General features: G+C 41.3%; 18 protein-coding genes. 15 read left to right on the top strand and 3 right to left on the bottom strand.

Going from position 1 to position 15,822, the window contains the following annotated elements; translation table 11 throughout:
- Window positions 1–4 precede the first annotated feature (4 nt).
- Genes IPM95_12110 through IPM95_12095 form a run of 4 tightly spaced genes read left to right on the top strand, consistent with a single transcriptional unit; the run spans window position 5 to window position 3,306 of the window.
- Window positions 5–943 carry an NAD-binding protein gene (locus tag IPM95_12110; GenBank protein ID MBK9330018.1) on the top strand — a complete coding sequence of 313 codons (939 nt, stop codon included), beginning with the start codon at window positions 5–7 and terminating at the stop codon, window positions 941–943.
- A gap of 41 nt (window positions 944–984) precedes the next feature.
- Entirely contained in the window at window positions 985–2,094 is a 1,110-nt protein-coding gene (locus tag IPM95_12105) for a hypothetical protein (protein MBK9330017.1), read from the top strand.
- Between the two features lie 57 nt (window positions 2,095–2,151).
- Window positions 2,152–2,739 carry a Crp/Fnr family transcriptional regulator gene (locus tag IPM95_12100; protein ID MBK9330016.1) on the top strand — a complete coding sequence of 196 codons (588 nt, stop codon included), beginning with the start codon at window positions 2,152–2,154 and terminating at the stop codon, window positions 2,737–2,739.
- An 18-nt stretch (window positions 2,740–2,757) separates the two neighbouring features.
- Window positions 2,758–3,306: a hypothetical protein gene (locus IPM95_12095; GenBank protein MBK9330015.1), complete on the top strand. Its 549-nt coding sequence runs from the start codon at window positions 2,758–2,760 to the stop codon at window positions 3,304–3,306.
- 6 nt (window positions 3,307–3,312) lie between these two features.
- On the opposite strand, the gene IPM95_12090 is transcribed toward IPM95_12095, so the two are convergent.
- On the bottom strand, window positions 3,313–4,491 hold the full coding sequence (locus IPM95_12090; GenBank protein ID MBK9330014.1) for a family 1 glycosylhydrolase: 1,179 nt from the start codon (window positions 4,489–4,491) through the stop codon (window positions 3,313–3,315).
- A gap of 110 nt (window positions 4,492–4,601) precedes the next feature.
- Between IPM95_12090 and IPM95_12085 the strand changes: the two genes are divergently transcribed.
- Window positions 4,602–5,180, top strand: coding sequence for a hypothetical protein (locus IPM95_12085; protein ID MBK9330013.1), 579 nt, complete (start codon window positions 4,602–4,604; stop codon window positions 5,178–5,180).
- Between the two features lie 5 nt (window positions 5,181–5,185).
- Here the strand turns inward: IPM95_12085 and IPM95_12080 are convergent, their stop codons facing one another.
- Window positions 5,186–7,531 carry a M1 family peptidase gene (locus tag IPM95_12080; GenBank protein ID MBK9330012.1) on the bottom strand — a complete coding sequence of 782 codons (2,346 nt, stop codon included), beginning with the start codon at window positions 7,529–7,531 and terminating at the stop codon, window positions 5,186–5,188.
- A gap of 342 nt (window positions 7,532–7,873) precedes the next feature.
- Between IPM95_12080 and IPM95_12075 the strand changes: the two genes are divergently transcribed.
- From IPM95_12075 to IPM95_12030, 10 genes are all read left to right on the top strand, one after another.
- On the top strand, window positions 7,874–8,377 hold the full coding sequence (locus IPM95_12075) for a biotin/lipoyl-binding protein (GenBank protein MBK9330011.1): 504 nt from the start codon (window positions 7,874–7,876) through the stop codon (window positions 8,375–8,377).
- Between the two features lie 76 nt (window positions 8,378–8,453).
- Window positions 8,454–9,089 carry a class I SAM-dependent methyltransferase gene (locus IPM95_12070; GenBank protein ID MBK9330010.1) on the top strand — a complete coding sequence of 212 codons (636 nt, stop codon included), beginning with the start codon at window positions 8,454–8,456 and terminating at the stop codon, window positions 9,087–9,089.
- Between the two features lie 4 nt (window positions 9,090–9,093).
- Window positions 9,094–10,656 (top strand): LysM peptidoglycan-binding domain-containing protein, encoded by a 1,563-nt coding sequence (locus IPM95_12065; GenBank protein MBK9330009.1) that lies wholly within the window; start codon window positions 9,094–9,096, stop codon window positions 10,654–10,656.
- A gap of 1 nt (window position 10,657) precedes the next feature.
- Window positions 10,658–11,197 carry a hypoxanthine phosphoribosyltransferase gene (gene hpt, locus IPM95_12060; protein ID MBK9330008.1) on the top strand — a complete coding sequence of 180 codons (540 nt, stop codon included), beginning with the start codon at window positions 10,658–10,660 and terminating at the stop codon, window positions 11,195–11,197.
- Window positions 11,198–11,439: 242 nt separating this feature from the next.
- A complete protein-coding gene (locus IPM95_12055; protein MBK9330007.1) occupies window positions 11,440–11,973 on the top strand; it encodes a DUF177 domain-containing protein in 534 nt (177 codons plus the stop codon).
- A 6-nt stretch (window positions 11,974–11,979) separates the two neighbouring features.
- Window positions 11,980–12,168, top strand: coding sequence for a 50S ribosomal protein L32 (gene rpmF / locus IPM95_12050; GenBank protein ID MBK9330006.1), 189 nt, complete (start codon window positions 11,980–11,982; stop codon window positions 12,166–12,168).
- Window positions 12,169–12,239: 71 nt separating this feature from the next.
- Entirely contained in the window at window positions 12,240–12,806 is a 567-nt protein-coding gene (gene efp / locus IPM95_12045) for an elongation factor P (protein ID MBK9330005.1), read from the top strand.
- A 161-nt stretch (window positions 12,807–12,967) separates the two neighbouring features.
- Window positions 12,968–13,423 carry an acetyl-CoA carboxylase biotin carboxyl carrier protein gene (gene accB, locus IPM95_12040; protein ID MBK9330004.1) on the top strand — a complete coding sequence of 152 codons (456 nt, stop codon included), beginning with the start codon at window positions 12,968–12,970 and terminating at the stop codon, window positions 13,421–13,423.
- A 41-nt stretch (window positions 13,424–13,464) separates the two neighbouring features.
- Window positions 13,465–14,811, top strand: coding sequence for an acetyl-CoA carboxylase biotin carboxylase subunit (accC, locus tag IPM95_12035; GenBank protein ID MBK9330003.1), 1,347 nt, complete (start codon window positions 13,465–13,467; stop codon window positions 14,809–14,811).
- Window positions 14,812–14,887: 76 nt separating this feature from the next.
- A complete protein-coding gene (locus IPM95_12030; protein MBK9330002.1) occupies window positions 14,888–15,175 on the top strand; it encodes a hypothetical protein in 288 nt (95 codons plus the stop codon).
- A gap of 66 nt (window positions 15,176–15,241) precedes the next feature.
- On the opposite strand, the gene IPM95_12025 is transcribed toward IPM95_12030, so the two are convergent.
- Window positions 15,242–15,727 (bottom strand): DUF4339 domain-containing protein, encoded by a 486-nt coding sequence (locus IPM95_12025; GenBank protein MBK9330001.1) that lies wholly within the window; start codon window positions 15,725–15,727, stop codon window positions 15,242–15,244.
- Window positions 15,728–15,822: the final 95 nt, after the last annotated feature.

The following is a 15,822-nucleotide window of genomic DNA, read 5'->3' as shown; positions in this document are numbered from 1 at the left end:
ATATATGTTTCTGTTCTTTGTATTAATGTTCACCGGAACGGCGGGTTATATGTTGCTGGAGCAATATTCATTACTGAATGCCCTCTACATGACAGTTATTACCCTGGCATCCGTTGGTTACGCTGAAACAATTCCACTCAGTGACGTAGGAAAAGTATTTACCATGCTGCTGATACTGACAAACCTTGCTATACTTACATATGTCATTACCAAAGTATCCCGGTTTTTGTTTGACGGAGAATTCCATAAATTATATAAACATCTATCTATGCAAAAGAAAATTGACCTCTTAAAAGACCACGTCATCGTATGCGGCTGCGGGCAGAACGGATTGGAAGCCATCAAAGAGCTGAAAAAAACCCACATACCTTTTGTTGCCATAGATAAGAATGAGAAGTCTACGATTGAAGAATTTGACTATCATATATTCGATGACGCCACCAAAGACGAGGTTTTAATAAAAGCAGGTATCATGCACGCCAAACATATCTTAATCACGACACCCAACGATGCTGATAATATGTTTGTAGTATTGGTTGCGAAAGAGCTAAACCCTGACATTATTGTCATATGTCGTGCCATGAAAGATACTTCCGTAAAGAAATTAAAAACAGCAGGCGCTACAAATGTCATCATGCCGGACAAATTAGGAGGTGTGCACATGGCCAACCTGGTATTATTGCCAGATGTAAAGGAATTTATCGATGTGATGAGCACCTATCAGAATAACGGCTGTGCCATCAGCGAACTGACTCCTTTAAGATCTCAAAACCTACAGGCTATTAACTCCTGGCATGTATGCGGTGCCACGATACTCGGCATTAAACAGAAATCCGGAGAGTATATTATCAATCCCGCGCCGGATTACAGCATACAATTATCAGACAGGATTATTGCCATCGGCAGCAAAACACAGCTCGAAGACCTGAAAAAAATTATCTGATTTCCCTTTCTTATCTGATTTTTCAGCTCTACCTTTAGGGAATGCTGCTGCCGTTAGAATATCATTTCCCGGAACGGACACTGCCTGCCAGGCAACTGGACAAGTTACTGGCAACCGGTTATTTCCGTACAGGCAACTATCTAATGCGCACAAGAGTCTTGTATTTCAATGATGAAGTTCTCAATACGCTGCATATCCGTGTGCTGCTGAACGAACATGAATTTTCCAAGAGCCTGCGTAAAATTCTTCGAAAAAACAACAGCCGATTTACCTACAACATACAGCCTTATAACATTACGGCAGAGAAAGAGATATTGTTTAAGGAACATCGCAAACGGTTTAAAGGAAATGCCTCTTCCAGCATCTCTGCATTTTTATTTGACAATTTCAACAAACACATATTCAGCACCTACGAAATCAATATTTATGACAACGGCAAACTGGTCGGGTATAGTTTTTTTGATGTAGGTATTACCAGCATGGCGAGTATTATTGGTGTCTTCGACCAGCATTATGAAAGATACAGTATAGGCATCTATACGATGCTGCTAGAAATGGAATATGCCAAATCCATCCAGCTGAAATATTACTATCCCGGATATGTGGCATACGAGCCTTCACAGTTCAATTACAAACTTCGTCTGGCAGACTCCTTTGAATTTTACGACTGGTATACCAAACGATGGATCTCGTTTGAGAAAAGGCATAAGAAAACCAAAGTCAATGACTTCTTCACGCAGAAGATGCAGGAGGCAGAATCCTGGCTGAATGCGTTTAAAATACCGTATAAGGAACTGTTCTATCCTTATTTCTATATGGGCAGCATGTACCCGAAGTCTGATTGTGTGAAAGGTGTGCATCATCTGCAGATACAGGATTTTGATATTGAAGGCTTGTACTATATCGTGGAATTCGAGCCGGGAAAAATGGAACTCATACTTTCGGGTGTGACCATCCATAAATACCAGTTTGAAGAATATATCGATTTCGGCGACACCTACGATGATAAGAAATGGAAACGCGTGCTGCTGTATCTGCATCCTCAGATTGTCCTACACAATGAATTTGAACTTTACGCCGGTTACATCTTTCTGCAGGACTTATTTAAACAACATCTCCAACCGCCTCCTGTTCCTCGAAGCCGTTTCTAATATCCCGCTGAAGGTATGTTACTCTGAGTATTTTTAGTATATTCACACATGGATTTAATGGAAATCGTTCCGAGGGCCCAGCGCGTCATGAAACACTATGACATTACCTTCCTGACGCCGAAAGAGTGGGCAACACTTATCCAATACGGTTCGTTAAAGACATACAGGAAAGGCGAGAATTTTATTAATGCCAACAACCTGAACACCAAGATCGCCTTCATCTTAAAAGGAGGGTTCCGTTTCTTTTATGAAAAGAACGATAATGAAATCACCTGTCTGCTGGCATTTGAAAACGGATTGATAGGCAGCTTTGAATCCAATATCCTGAAGCAACCCTGCACCCAGACGATACAGGCCATCGAAGACAGTGAATTATTCATTATCGATTATAAAGACCTCGAAGCCCTGTACGACAGAAGTCCGAAATTTGAAAGGGTCGGGCGGCTTATTCTCGAATATTATCTCGCTTTTTTACAGCAGCGCATCACATCCTATCTGCTGGATACGCCGGAGGAGCGCTATATGCGGTTGATTCGCGAAACGCCTGATTTACTGAACAGAGTCCCCCTGCAATATATTGCTTCCTATATCGGCGTGACACCGGTATCCTTGAGCAGAATTAGGAAAAGGATTTTGAAAAAATAACACCCTGTTTTACTAAATATGGACTGGAGAATAATTGCTGATTTGGCGGTTGGTACTGCAATACCCCTCCTCTTTATGTTTTTATATGCCCTCAGAAAAGTAACCGGACAGGAAGTTGTCTTCTTTATAACAGGATTTTTAATTGGTACTACATTTGAATTTTTTATTTGGTATATGGGTCCTTCTTTTTTCTATGTACGAATGGAATGGCCCCTTCCGTGGCCAACGTACTATTTATGTCATTCATTCTGGGATGCGGGATTGTTTATGGGGGGATATTATCTAACTGGTATAATACTTAAGAAGCCGTATGCACTATTGTACACGCATTTTGATTGGCGGGAACTGGCTGTAATCAGCATCTGGGGTATTGTTACTTCATGTATCGTGGAATTATCCGGAAACGGAATTATATGGCAATATATTCCACACCGATGGAATCCTGTTTGGATAACGGTAGGAAAGCAAAGTTATACACTCTTTATTCAAGTGGTCTGGATTGTATCACCTGTCATTTTCTATCTTATCTGTCTGTCGATAAGAAAACGGGATTTCTCAAAAAAATAGAATATATCACACCTCCACACTGTTCTTCTTCGCCACCTCACCCAAAAAGGTACCGGCTTCGGTCATGGTGCGTTTGCCGGTTTCGAAATCCACGCTTACCAATCCGAAACGATAATATTGCCCGATGTTCCATTCGTGGTTGTCCATCGTGCTCCAGTGGAAATAACCCAGAATCGGAATGCCGTCCTGCTGCGCCTTGTGCACCCAGCCCAGGTATTCTTTGATGCTTTCAATGCGCACTTTCGGGTCGTGCGTGCAGATGCCGCTTTCCGTAATGATAATCGGCTTCTGGGTTTTCTTCCAGTAGCGGTGAAAAATGGTATAGAATCCCTTCGGGTCATATTCCCACATCAGGTCCGTTCGTCTGCCCAGTTTTTTCAATTGTTCCGTATGATTCATATTATCCAATGGCAACGGGCGGAACGACATTTTCGCGTAGTAGCTCAATCCCTGAAAATCCTGTTTCAAAAAATGGTTGTGGCAATATTCCATGAACCACCAGTCGAATACCTTGGCAAGAATATGTCCCGGGAAAATCTCCCCTTTGAACTGCACGGTATTAAACGAGATGCCGACCGGCGCCTTTGATTGCTGCTTGATGATATCGTATGCTTCTTCGTGCGCCCTGTTCATCTCTTTCAGTACTTTTCTCGCCTGCAACAGCCTTCCTTTTTTAAAGGGCGGAAATTCACCGGTCAGCCAGCCATTGGAAACATAGACGTTCGGCTCATTGAAGGTATTCCAGGTGTCGACCAGATGCCCGAATGTATCGACGGTTTTCTGTACAAAATCCAGCCACAACCTGCGGTTGCCCTCTTTTTCCCAGCTGCCTTCTTTTTCAAACCACAGCGGATTGGTGAAATGATGCAGCACCAGCATGATATGTTTGCCGCGGCATTTCAATTCTTCCATAAAGCGCAGATAGGGTTCCACTTCCTTCTGGTCAAATTCGGCAAACGGGGCTGTCTGCAGTTTTGACCAATCGTGACTCATGCGATATCCATTGCCGATTTGGCAAATGTATTCCAGGTCTTCGTCACGATGCAAATCGTGCTGAGAGCATTTGTCAAACGTAGTGCCGTCTTTGCACTTCAGTCCCTTCCAGTTATGTTCGGATGCTGTCTCAATCTGATAGGCGGCGGTGGAAGTTCCCCATATAAATCCCTCCGGAAATTGTAATTTCATATGAATAGTTATTAGTGATTGGTCTATAGCCTATGGATTACCGACTATCAACAAACAAATATACTAAACAATTTTACGTTAAAAATCTTTTTATCTTCGCAGTAGTTCAAATGGCTGAAAATTCAATACCTAAGAATCGTGTCAGGATTTCCAACAAGAAAAGCCTGCTGGAAATCCGCATTCCCCTAAAAAAAAACACGAAGGCATTGGTCGCGATGATTTTTGCTACCGGGGTGTGGGTTTTTGCTTTGTTTATTATGGTAGGCATTACCCTGAAGCACACCACCCACTTTTGGATTGAGTTCGGGTTAATCCTTGCTATCTTAGGTTGGTTTGCAATGGGAATGGCCGGTGCCAGCTTTTTTATATGGCTGTTTTTCGGCAGGGAGCGGATATTGATTAATAAGGAATTCTTCATTACCGACAAACCGCTGGTGTTCTTCTACCGCAGGAATTTTTATGACGTGAAAGACATCCGGAATATCCGCACAGATGTGGAAATATATAAAGCAAACAGGAATGGGAACTGGATAGATGAACAGCGAACGGTAATTAAATTTGATACAACCAACAAGCTGGTAACATTTGCCAGAGGGGTAACCAAGGCGGAAGCGGAATATATTTTACTGCAGCTGGCACAATCATCCTACCTGGATAAGATTCAGTTTGCCGTGGAACATCGTATTTGAATGTATTACAGCATTTCTTTCCCCAATTTATTAATAATCTGCAGCCTGATATCTGCCTGCTGGTCTTTCTTAGCCTTTTCTTCAAAATAATATTTCAGGTTCCTTACTGTCTGCTTGGCACCGGTAATTATATAATTTGATTCTTCATAACGGGCTATATCATTTAAAAATGAAATACCTTTTTCCAGTATGGCAGTATTGGTGCGCTGTAAATATTCACCAAAAGACTTAAAGTTGGAATAGAATGTCTTAATATTGTTCAACCAGATCGCTTTTCTAAAGAACTCAAAATTATCTTCAATGGTGTCTTTAAATATCTTTGCAATGGACATCATTAAATCCGGATTTTCTGTGACAGCCATCTTCGACGCATAAGTATACGCTTTCGGCTTATTATACAGATGAAGGCTGCCTAACGCCGCAGAAAGCACAGAGACAGATGAATCGCTGATGAGTATATGCTCAAGCAACGCTATACTTTTATCTTTCTGTATTTTTACCATCTTGGCAACCGCCTTTTCTCTCACCTGTGATCTCGGATCTGTATTGATTATTTTTTGTAAGGTGAGTACCAGCTGGGATTTGTCCGAAAACTTATCCGGATCCACCAGATTGGCGGCATCCAACCGGAGGTACCAGTTATCATCCTGCAACGCCTTCAGAAAAACGCCCTGTACGGCAGCATTGTCTTTTTGCTTGTGTACCAATGCCTCCATAGCCTCCCGCTTGTCCAGATATAATGGAGCATTATAGAACTTATAAATATTTTCGGCTTCACTCAAATCTTCTATTTTTTCACAGGGCAGTACCTTATCTGCATCAAAGTTCAGCAACTGAGGAGCGGTAGCCGACGCAAAATAGAAAGTCATCACCCTGTCTGTGATATCTATGATCTTAGTTTCTTTCTTCCCATTATTGTAAATATCCACCTTGGTTGGAATACGAAACGTGGGTCCTTCGGTACTGGCCTGCGTTTGCCGGACAGTTAATTCTATTGTCTTATTTTTTTCATCGTACCGGTGTGTGATGTCTAATATGGGGTGTCCTTTATCCAGCCACCACTGATTAAAAAACCAGTTTAAATCCCCCCCTGATATTTCTTCAAAAGCTTTTCGGAGATCTGAGAGTTCTGTATTATTAAATTTATGATTTCTGAGGTACCTATTTAAGGAGATAAAAAAGGCATCATCCCCTAAATAATTGCGCAACAGATGCAATACCCGTCCGCCCTTTTCATAACGGATGGCGTCAAAAAGGTCGTGTTTCCTGTCATAGTAATAATTGACTATTGGTTCATTGGCATACTTAACGGTATGCAGGTATTTCCTAAATGAACCATATCCATATCCATCCGCCTCTTGCCTGCCATATTTATACTCCATCCACAAATATTCCGAGTAATCTGCCAGGGACTCATTAAGGGTGAGGTTGGCCCAGGATTCAGCAGTAACCAGATCTCCGAACCACTGGTGAAACAGTTCATGTGCAATTATATAATCAAAGTCCAGGTCTATCAGATCCTGCCTCGAACATAACAATCTGTCATAATAGATAACTACTGATGAATTTTCCATGGCACCCGCCGTATAATCAAAGGCGATAACATTTGCCATCTTATCCCATGGAAAGTCAACCCCCAGCTTCTGAGAAAAAAACTCCATCATTTCAGGCTGATGCTTGAACAAGGCGGCTAAAGATTCCTTATACTTGGGAAATGTATAGTAGGAAACCTCCTTATCCCGCCATTTATCCGTATGCTTATAATAATCCCCGATGCTCAGAAAAAACAAATAAGGAGAGTGTGGTTTATCCTGCTTCCAGTGGTCTGTTTTGGTGCCGTCCCCGTTATCTTTCGTATCAATCAGTAATCCGTTGGAAAGTGAGGTGAGATTTTTATCCAAAATGACCAGAATTTCCTGAGTCGACTTTTGGTTAGTGGCATCTAATGTCGGAAACCAGCAGGATGAAGATTCCTCCTCCCCTTGCGTCCAGAGATGCATGGGTTTATATGGATTTTTGTCCTCTACATCTATAAAATATAGACCTCTGCCGTCATCCACCTGTACACTATCCTGCGCATATGGCATCGCTACATAGTCAATCACAACATCCAGCTGGTCGTTTGCGGAATATGACTTATCCAAGTCAATCTTTAGTTTGAATGTATCATATGTGTAGCTGAGTTTGCGTATGCCTTCAGGAGTTTTTAGCTCAACCGAGTTAATTGCCATCCATTTGGCATCCAATATCAGCTGATTCTGATTATAAAAGTGAGGCTTTAATTTCAATTCAGCCTGACCGTATAATTTCTTTTCAGTGAAATCAGGCCTGACCGTAAGTTTCGTACTCACCAGATCAAATAGTTTTTGGTAGGAACCCCTATAGGAGGTAATAAGATTTTGAGGCGTAATAACCACCTCATCTAATTGCTTAGAAATCCTGATTTTGTTTCTTTTTTTAGGACAATTAGCACTTAACGACGTGAAAATGAGAAATATAGATAAAAATAAACAAGTTTTATGCATGGACACTTATTAACATCATTTGAAAAAGTAAAAGTAATGATTAAAGGCTAATTACTTAATATCGTGTTGTAATATGAAAAGGATAACAGCTATCAATCATTTGTTGTTCAAACATAAGAAATATTACAATCAACTTGAAATGACCCAAATCAATAATTAACAAGCCCGATGAAATACAAGATCTTTTACCAGCAGGATAAGTCACATGAAATCGAACTGGACAATGAGCAAATAAAAATCGATGGAAACCCGACGGAAATCGACCTGGTGAAATTACTCGACAACAAGTTTCATATTCTGGAAAACCACAAGTCCTATAATCTGGAAGTCATTCATGCCGATTACAGCCTAAAACGGTTTTCCATCAAGGTCAACAACAATATATACGACCTGAACCTGCAAACCGAATTGGACACCCTGCTGGATAAAATGGGTATGTCTGCCTCCGGTTCCGATAAAATGGAGAATGTGAAGGCACCCATGCCCGGCCTGGTGCTGGATGTACTGGTAGAGAAGGGACAATCTGTTCAGAAAGGCGATAATTTACTGATACTGGAGGCCATGAAGATGGAAAACATCATAAAAGCCAGCGGAAGCGGAGTGGTTAAAAGCATTCACATCCATAAAAAAGATGCCGTCGAAAAGAATCAGCTGCTGATTGAGATGGAATAAACCCTCTACTCTCTGAAGGAAGAATGACAGAACGGAAAGTCCCCTACAGTGGATTCGACATTAAAATACCTTAACTATGAATCTAGTTTCTCCCGAAATAGAAAAATATATAGCTGTCCATACTACTGACGAATCAGGTATATTGGCCGAGCTCAACAGAAAAACGCATGCCGATGTGCTGATGCCGCAGATGCTGAGTGGCAAGGTACAGGGGCAGTTTCTTAAATTCATTTCCCGGATGCTGCAGCCGAGACGGATTCTGGAGATTGGAACCTATACCGGCTATGCCGCCATCTGCCTGGCAGAGGGGTTGACGGAAGACGGGAGACTCTTCACGATAGATATCAATGAGGAACTGGGAGAATTGGTAAAAACATATATAGATAAAGCCGGACTAAGCAATAAGATTATTCCAATTATCGGAGATGCGTGCGATGAGATCGCGAAACTGGATGAATCCTTTGATCTGGTATTCATCGATGCCGACAAACAGAACTACAGCAACTATTACGACCTGGTTATTGACAACGTGCGGAGCGGAGGATTTATCCTGGCGGACAACGTTCTTTGGAGCGGCAAGATTATTGAGGAGAAGAAAGACAAGGACACAAAGAAATTAGCAGAATTTAATACAAAGGTTCAACAAGATAACCGCGTGGAAAACGTTATAATTTCCATACGGGACGGAATCATGATGACACGGAAAAAATAAGAAAATGAAACAACTGAAACATACACTCACACTATTTTCCTTACTGTTCGCTGCAACAGCCTCTGCACAGAAAAAAGACTCGTCTGCTATCGTTGCGTACATTCAGCAGTATAAGGACATCGCCATTTCCGAGATGAAACGCGCCGGCATACCCGCCAGCATCACGCTGGCACAGGGTATACACGAGAGCAGTTTCGGAACCAGCTACCTTTCTACCAATACCAACAACCACTTCGGCATCAAATGTAAGAATGAGTGGACAGGCAGAACCTTTAAATACACAGACGATGCACCGAATGAATGTTTCAGGGTGTATGACAAGGTCGAAGATTCCTACAAAGACCACTCCGATTTCCTCCGGTCAAGAACCTGGTATAATGGTTTGTTCGCACTGGATATCAACGACTACAAAGGCTGGTCTTACGGATTGAAAAAAGCAGGCTATGCCACCAATCCAAAATATCCGGATATATTGATTAAAACGATTGAGGATTTCGAATTGTACGCTTTTGACAAAGGAGAGAATCCTTCCTATATGCAGCCCTCAACGGCTCCCGTTACAAACGAATTGGCTTCAGACGAAAAACTCACAGAAAACAACAGTGTAAGCCCGGATGCCCCAAAAGCATCCGTCGAAGAAAAAAAAAATCCGATTGTAACCCCCGTTAAGTCCGCTCCAGCCATTACTCCTGACTTCAACAAGAAAGTCAACAAAAAAATCAACAAAATCAACAAGGTAAAATGCGTCAAACTGTATAAAGGAGAAACACTGGAGCTGATTGGAAATGTAATGCGTATTGAAAAAGAAGATTTACTGAGATACAATGATCTGAAGGACGACGCACAGATAAAAGAAGGGCAGGTAATCTTTATTCAGCAAAAGAAGAAGAAAAATAAAGAAGGTACTTACAAAGTAAAAACGGATGACAACTTATGGAGCATCTCACAGAAAAAAGGCGTTCGTCTCTCCGCATTGTTAAGGCGAAATAAGTTGTCCGAAGGAGAAGAGCCGGCCCCCAAAGAAACCATTTATCTGAAAGGGAAGGCGAAAGCAAAACCGGCCTTACGTGCAAAAAAGGAAAGTTCCTTTACAACGGTCTTAAAATACAATACAGCAAATACCGATAATCCTACTGTTACAGAAACTATAGTCCGCGCCAGAGATACCATCTACCCTCCTGCACAAACACCGGAAAAATCCGTCATCGACAGCAATAAGATTCTTGGGTGGGAGAGTGACACAAAACTGCTGGAAAAAACCGGCAATGATACTTTACCCGCAAAAGAGGCTGCTGTCAAAATACCTCCGCCAACCATACAGCTACCCGACAATCTTGGCCGCTCGGTGTCTGTTTACGAAAGGGGAGTGGAGCCAACCGTTTATCCTGCGGTGATTGATTACGACAATTTACCTAAAAGCACTACCGGAATACATACGGTCATCAAAGGCGATACGATGTTTAACATTGTCAAACGGTATAAAATTTCTATCCAGCAATTGATGGAATGGAATAATTTATCGGAACAAACCGTTAAATTAGGGCAGCAATTAAAAATTCAGCCTTAACGTGCAAACGATACACATTAAAGATAAACTCTTCCATCAGTATATCACCGATGAAGAAATACAAATACGCATCGAATCCATTGTGGATGAACTGTCTCAAAAATTCAGGGATAAGAACCCCGTATTTGTGGTTGTCCTTCGCGGAGCATTTATGTTCGCCTCCGACATCCTGAAAAAATTTAATCATCCCTGCGAGATAGAGTTTGTCAAACTCTCCTCGTATGCGGGCATGCAGTCTACCGGAAAAATAAACGTGGCGTTGCCGCTCAAGGAATCTGTCATTACCGGGCGTGATATCATCATCATTGAAGATATTGTGGACTCCGGGCTGACCATGGATTTCTTCAAACATTACCTCGAAGGACAGCATCCTAGATCCATTACGCTGGTATCATTATTATTCAAACCGCAGAATCTGCAGAAAGAGGTGAAAGTGGATATTGCCGGATTCATTATCCCGGATTTATTTGTCGTCGGCTATGGACTGGATTACGACGGTGTCGGGAGAAACCTGAGTGCCATCTATCAGGTGGTACCCTGATTGTTCTGTCTGATCAAGTTCATTACTAATTTTTTATTGAAAATCAATTCTTTACAGGAAGGAAGCTGATTCAGTTAAAATTCGTTCCTTTAATGAAAAAATAATAATAGAGTCAAGGCAAAAATTTATATACTGCTGATAATCTGTTGATTAAGAATATACAGTGTCTGCTCAATTTATTTTAAAATTTTCAAATAAATCCGTATTTTTGCAGTCCTTTTAAATCTACTAACAGGCAAGGCATGTCCGATTTATTCAAAGAATATAAAATTCCTCATGCCGGATTAAAAAAGGATATTCATGAGTTTTCTTATGAATTAACGGAAAAGTTCTTTGCCAATTTCGATAATGCACTCATCAGCAAGTGTTCCATTCAGGTGAATATCACATTTGATAACCGTCAGGAACCTTATACGATAGAAGTGGATTTAGACGGTACTGTTTGGGGAGAATGTGACCGATGTACGGGATCCATTCCACTGTCCATTCATGCTTCGTTCGTCGTGTATGTAAAATATGTTTATGACGAAAGCATGAAAGAACAGGAAGATGCGGAAATTATCTACATCGCCAAGGATGACACCAACATAGACATCACACAGTTTTTATACGACTATGTGCATCTCTCCATCCCGATTCACAAGATTTGTGACAATCCGGGAAAAACGAAATACTGCGACCAGGAAATTGTGCGCATTTTAGAACAAAAAACAACAGACGATACCACAGACCCCCGTTGGGCGGGTTTAGATAAATTAAAAGACAAATTAAATTAAAAGATCATGGCACATCCTAAGCGAAGACAATCTACAACAAGACGCGACAAAAGACGTACGCACTACAAAATGGAAACTCCGAATGTAATCACCTGCAAGGTGACCGGAGAAAGCCACTTGTCACACAGAGCCTATGTTTCCGGTAATGACTTATATTACAACGGAAAAGTGCTGATTGAAGGATACGTTAAATAGTAAACAGCAGCAAGTAGGCAGTAAGCAGTTATTTACTGCGTTCTAATTTACTGCATGCTAAAACCTAACTTATGGCATCAACATCAGACATCCGCAATGGCATGTGCATCAACTTCAACTCTGACATTTATAAGATAGTGGAGTTCCTTCATGTAAAACCGGGCAAAGGCCCTGCATTTGTTCGTACTAAATTAAAGAGTATCACCAACGGAAAGGTCGTTGACAATACATTTCCTTCCGGTGTGAAAATTGACGAGGTTCGTGTGGAACACCGCGAATATCAATTCCTGTATAAAGAAGGAGATTTGTACAATTTCATGAATAATGAGACCTATGAACAGATCCAGATTTCTGAAAAGATCATCAATGCGCCGGACTTCCTTGCAGAAGGGATGATGGTAAAAATCGCCGTTCGTGCGGAAGATGAACTGCCGCTCACCTGCGAATTACCTTCTACCGTTACTGTAGAAGTTACGTATGCGGAACCGGGTATCAAAGGCGATACCGCCACCAACACCCTCCGTCCATGTACCGTTTCTACTGGGGCTAAAGTGATGATACCTTTGTTCGTCAACGTAGGCGATAAAATAAAGGTAAATACCGAAACCGGTGATTATATGGAACGTGTAAAAGCGTAAGATATGCTCCTGACAAAATACTCAGCTCCGCTTATGGCGGAGTTTTTTTATGCTTTTCCGTCATTCCGGGTGTCGTTAGAAATCTTCTGAATGAATCCGTATTCTTCAAAAAGATTTCCCCTTTCCGTCAAAATGACAAGCAAATTTTCTATATTTGATTCATGGACATTGCACAGATAAAGAAACTCATCCAGTTATTGAACAACCATAATCTGGGTGAAATAACGGTTAAAGAAGGTGATACTAAAATCACCATCCGCCACAGAGATTATGTAAAAACAAGCAGTGCTGCACCTGTCGTTTCTGCACCGTCTGCTCAAACAAGCACTCCTGCTGTTGCTGCAAAAGAAAGTTCAACGGATGCACCATCCGGCAATTTTACCACTGTCAAAGCTCCGATGATCGGCACGTTTTATCGCTCTGCGGGCGAAGGCAAAGAACCATTTGTAAAGGTGGGCGATAAAGTAAGGAAAGGCGATGTGCTCTGCATCATCGAAGCGATGAAACTGTTCAATGAAATACAAAGTGAAGTGAGCGGAAAAGTGGTAAAGGTCCTCGTCGACAATGCACAGGCTGTCGAGTACGACCAGCCGCTGTTTTTGGTAGAACCAAATTAATTTTTGAATTAGCTAATTAGCTAATTATTTAATTAAAATCCATGTTCCAGAAAATTCTCATAGCCAACCGCGGTGAAATTGCACTGCGCATCATACGTACCTGTAAGGAAATGGGCATTAAAACCGTCGCCGTTTTTTCCACGGCAGACAAAGACAGTTTGCATGTAAAAACTGCGGACGAAAGTTTCTGTATCGGTCCGCCGGCGAGCAAGGATTCCTATCTGAAAATGGACAGCATCCTGATGGCGGCGGAAATCACCAAAGCCGATGCCATTCATCCGGGTTATGGTTTTTTAGCGGAAAATTCCGTCTTCGCACAATTATGCAGTGAAAAAAATATCAAATTCATCGGACCAACACCGGCACAGATTAATGCCATGGGCGACAAAATCACGGCTAAGGATACGATGATCAAAGCCAAAGTGCCTGTGATTCCAGGCTCTGAAGGACTTATTACCGATGTTACCGTAGGTAAAATGCTGGCGAAAGAAATCGGCTATCCCGTTATTTTAAAAGCTACAGCCGGCGGCGGCGGCAAAGGCATGCGCATCGTCTGGAAGGAGGAAGAATTCGAATCCAACCTGCACAATGCACAGGCGGAAGCCGGCGCGGCGTTTGGCAATGCGGGCATGTACCTCGAAAAATATATTGAAGAACCGCGACACATTGAAGTGCAGGTGGCCGGCGACCAATACGGCAATGCCGCCCATTTTTCTGAACGCGATTGTTCCATTCAACGTCGTCATCAGAAACTGGTGGAAGAAAGTCCGAGTCCGTTTGTGGATGATGCACTGCGAAAAAAATTAGGCGATGCGGCGAAGAAAGCCGTGAAAGCCATAAACTACGAAGGCGTCGGCACGATAGAGTTTCTGGTGGACAAGCACAAGGGATTTTATTTCATGGAAATGAATACGCGTATTCAGGTGGAACATCCGGTGACGGAAGAAGTAATAGGGTTAGATTTGATTCGCTTGCAAATTGAATTAGCGGCAGGAAAAAAACTGGAGCAATCCGAATATTTCCCAAATGGTTGTGCAATGGAATGCCGCATCAATGCGGAAAATCCGTTTGATAATTTTAAGCCGAGTCCCGGAAAGATTTTGAACTACCAGCCGAGCGGCGGTTATGGCGTGCGCATCGATTCGCATGTGTACAGCGGCTATGTGATTCCGCCGTTTTACGATTCCATGATTGCGAAACTGATTGTGAAAGGCGCTACGCGCACGGAAGCGATTGACCGCATGAAACGCGCACTGAACGAATTGAAAATCGACGGCATTAAAACAACCATCCCATTTCACTTACAACTGATGGACAATGCTGATTTCCGCAAAGGAAATTTCACCACTAAGTTTCTGGAAGACTTTGAGATGAGTGAGGAGGAGTGATTCCTAAACTCAGAGTCCTCTGCGAGAGACTCTGCTGAGAAATAAATATTCTTTCCCCATTTTAATATATTACAATATGAATAACGACACTAAAACGAAATCTTTTGTAAAGAATGAGTTCACAGAGAAAGAGACAAAAAGAATTCTACATGAATTAAGCCAACTATTAATTAAAGAAGCCCTTGAAGCTAATATGGGAAGAGAAGTTAAACACATTGGATCTAAATATATATTTTTAGATGCTGAAACAAATAAACCTGTATTAAAATATAGGATTAATACCACAATGACTGATTTACCAATAAACAATTCATTTGAAATAAATGAATATACTGTTGAATACTACATACCAACTGAACAATAGGGTTCATCTATCTAATTATCAATTTACTACGCTATAATACATAATAAATAAAAAACTTCTGGGATACTATTTAATCACGCCTGTATATTTCAAGAATGATATTGAAAGAAAGATAAGTATGCTAAACAAAAGTGACCCAGGCACCGAATTAAGAAAGTAATATGTTAAAGGCGCCCTTCTTTCATCATCAGTCAAGAATACAGGAAATAAATTATCTAACTGAGTTCCGGTGTTTATGAATGAGCCTACAAAATGTACAATGGATATTATAAATGCAACTAAAATTATGTGTAAAATATTCCTTTTGAAAAAAGATATAGCCTCATCGTACCTATTATCTAAAACTATTTGCTTTTCTAGTTCTGCCCTCTCATGAGGTAACATTGGAGGTTGCATATTTAAGTAATTTTTCAGTTCTGGAAGTTCTTTAATACTAACCCAATCTTCCAAACCATCTTTCCAAACTAACATATCATCAGTTAGATGCAATTCAACAATCTCCTCATAGGTAAATGGGCCTGATTTGTAATTATCTATAGATATGAAGTACATACTTATCAAATTTAATAGAATGCTAATTTAATAAATAGTTCATTCTTGTTGCTTCATTTCGCATATATTCCATCACAATTGACAAAAGAAGAAAA

Source organism: Sphingobacteriales bacterium, from assembly GCA_016719635.1.
GTDB lineage: Bacteria > Bacteroidota > Bacteroidia > Chitinophagales > JADIYW01 > JADJSS01.
Note: the sequence above shows the minus strand (reverse complement) of the source record. Positions and strands in the feature narration are given on the sequence as shown.

What these genes read in the sequence shown, in the direction of transcription:
- IPM95_12025 (MBK9330001.1), bottom strand. Translation starts at nt 15,727, where the DNA reads ATGTACTTCATATCTATAGATAATTACAAATCAGGCCCATTTACCTAT.
- rpmF (MBK9330006.1), top strand. Translation starts at nt 11,980, where the DNA reads ATGGCACATCCTAAGCGAAGACAATCTACAACAAGACGCGACAAAAGA.
- IPM95_12095 (MBK9330015.1), top strand. Translation starts at nt 2,758, where the DNA reads ATGGACTGGAGAATAATTGCTGATTTGGCGGTTGGTACTGCAATACCC.
- IPM95_12055 (MBK9330007.1), top strand. Translation starts at nt 11,440, where the DNA reads ATGTCCGATTTATTCAAAGAATATAAAATTCCTCATGCCGGATTAAAA.
- IPM95_12085 (MBK9330013.1), top strand. Translation starts at nt 4,602, where the DNA reads ATGGCTGAAAATTCAATACCTAAGAATCGTGTCAGGATTTCCAACAAG.
- IPM95_12065 (MBK9330009.1), top strand. Translation starts at nt 9,094, where the DNA reads ATGAAACAACTGAAACATACACTCACACTATTTTCCTTACTGTTCGCT.
- IPM95_12030 (MBK9330002.1), top strand. Translation starts at nt 14,888, where the DNA reads ATGAATAACGACACTAAAACGAAATCTTTTGTAAAGAATGAGTTCACA.
- efp (MBK9330005.1), top strand. Translation starts at nt 12,240, where the DNA reads ATGGCATCAACATCAGACATCCGCAATGGCATGTGCATCAACTTCAAC.
- IPM95_12090 (MBK9330014.1), bottom strand. Translation starts at nt 4,491, where the DNA reads ATGAAATTACAATTTCCGGAGGGATTTATATGGGGAACTTCCACCGCC.
- accB (MBK9330004.1), top strand. Translation starts at nt 12,968, where the DNA reads ATGGACATTGCACAGATAAAGAAACTCATCCAGTTATTGAACAACCAT.
- accC (MBK9330003.1), top strand. Translation starts at nt 13,465, where the DNA reads ATGTTCCAGAAAATTCTCATAGCCAACCGCGGTGAAATTGCACTGCGC.
- IPM95_12070 (MBK9330010.1), top strand. Translation starts at nt 8,454, where the DNA reads ATGAATCTAGTTTCTCCCGAAATAGAAAAATATATAGCTGTCCATACT.
- IPM95_12075 (MBK9330011.1), top strand. Translation starts at nt 7,874, where the DNA reads ATGAAATACAAGATCTTTTACCAGCAGGATAAGTCACATGAAATCGAA.
- IPM95_12110 (MBK9330018.1), top strand. Translation starts at nt 5, where the DNA reads ATGTTTCTGTTCTTTGTATTAATGTTCACCGGAACGGCGGGTTATATG.
- IPM95_12100 (MBK9330016.1), top strand. Translation starts at nt 2,152, where the DNA reads ATGGAAATCGTTCCGAGGGCCCAGCGCGTCATGAAACACTATGACATT.
- IPM95_12105 (MBK9330017.1), top strand. Translation starts at nt 985, where the DNA reads ATGCTGCTGCCGTTAGAATATCATTTCCCGGAACGGACACTGCCTGCC.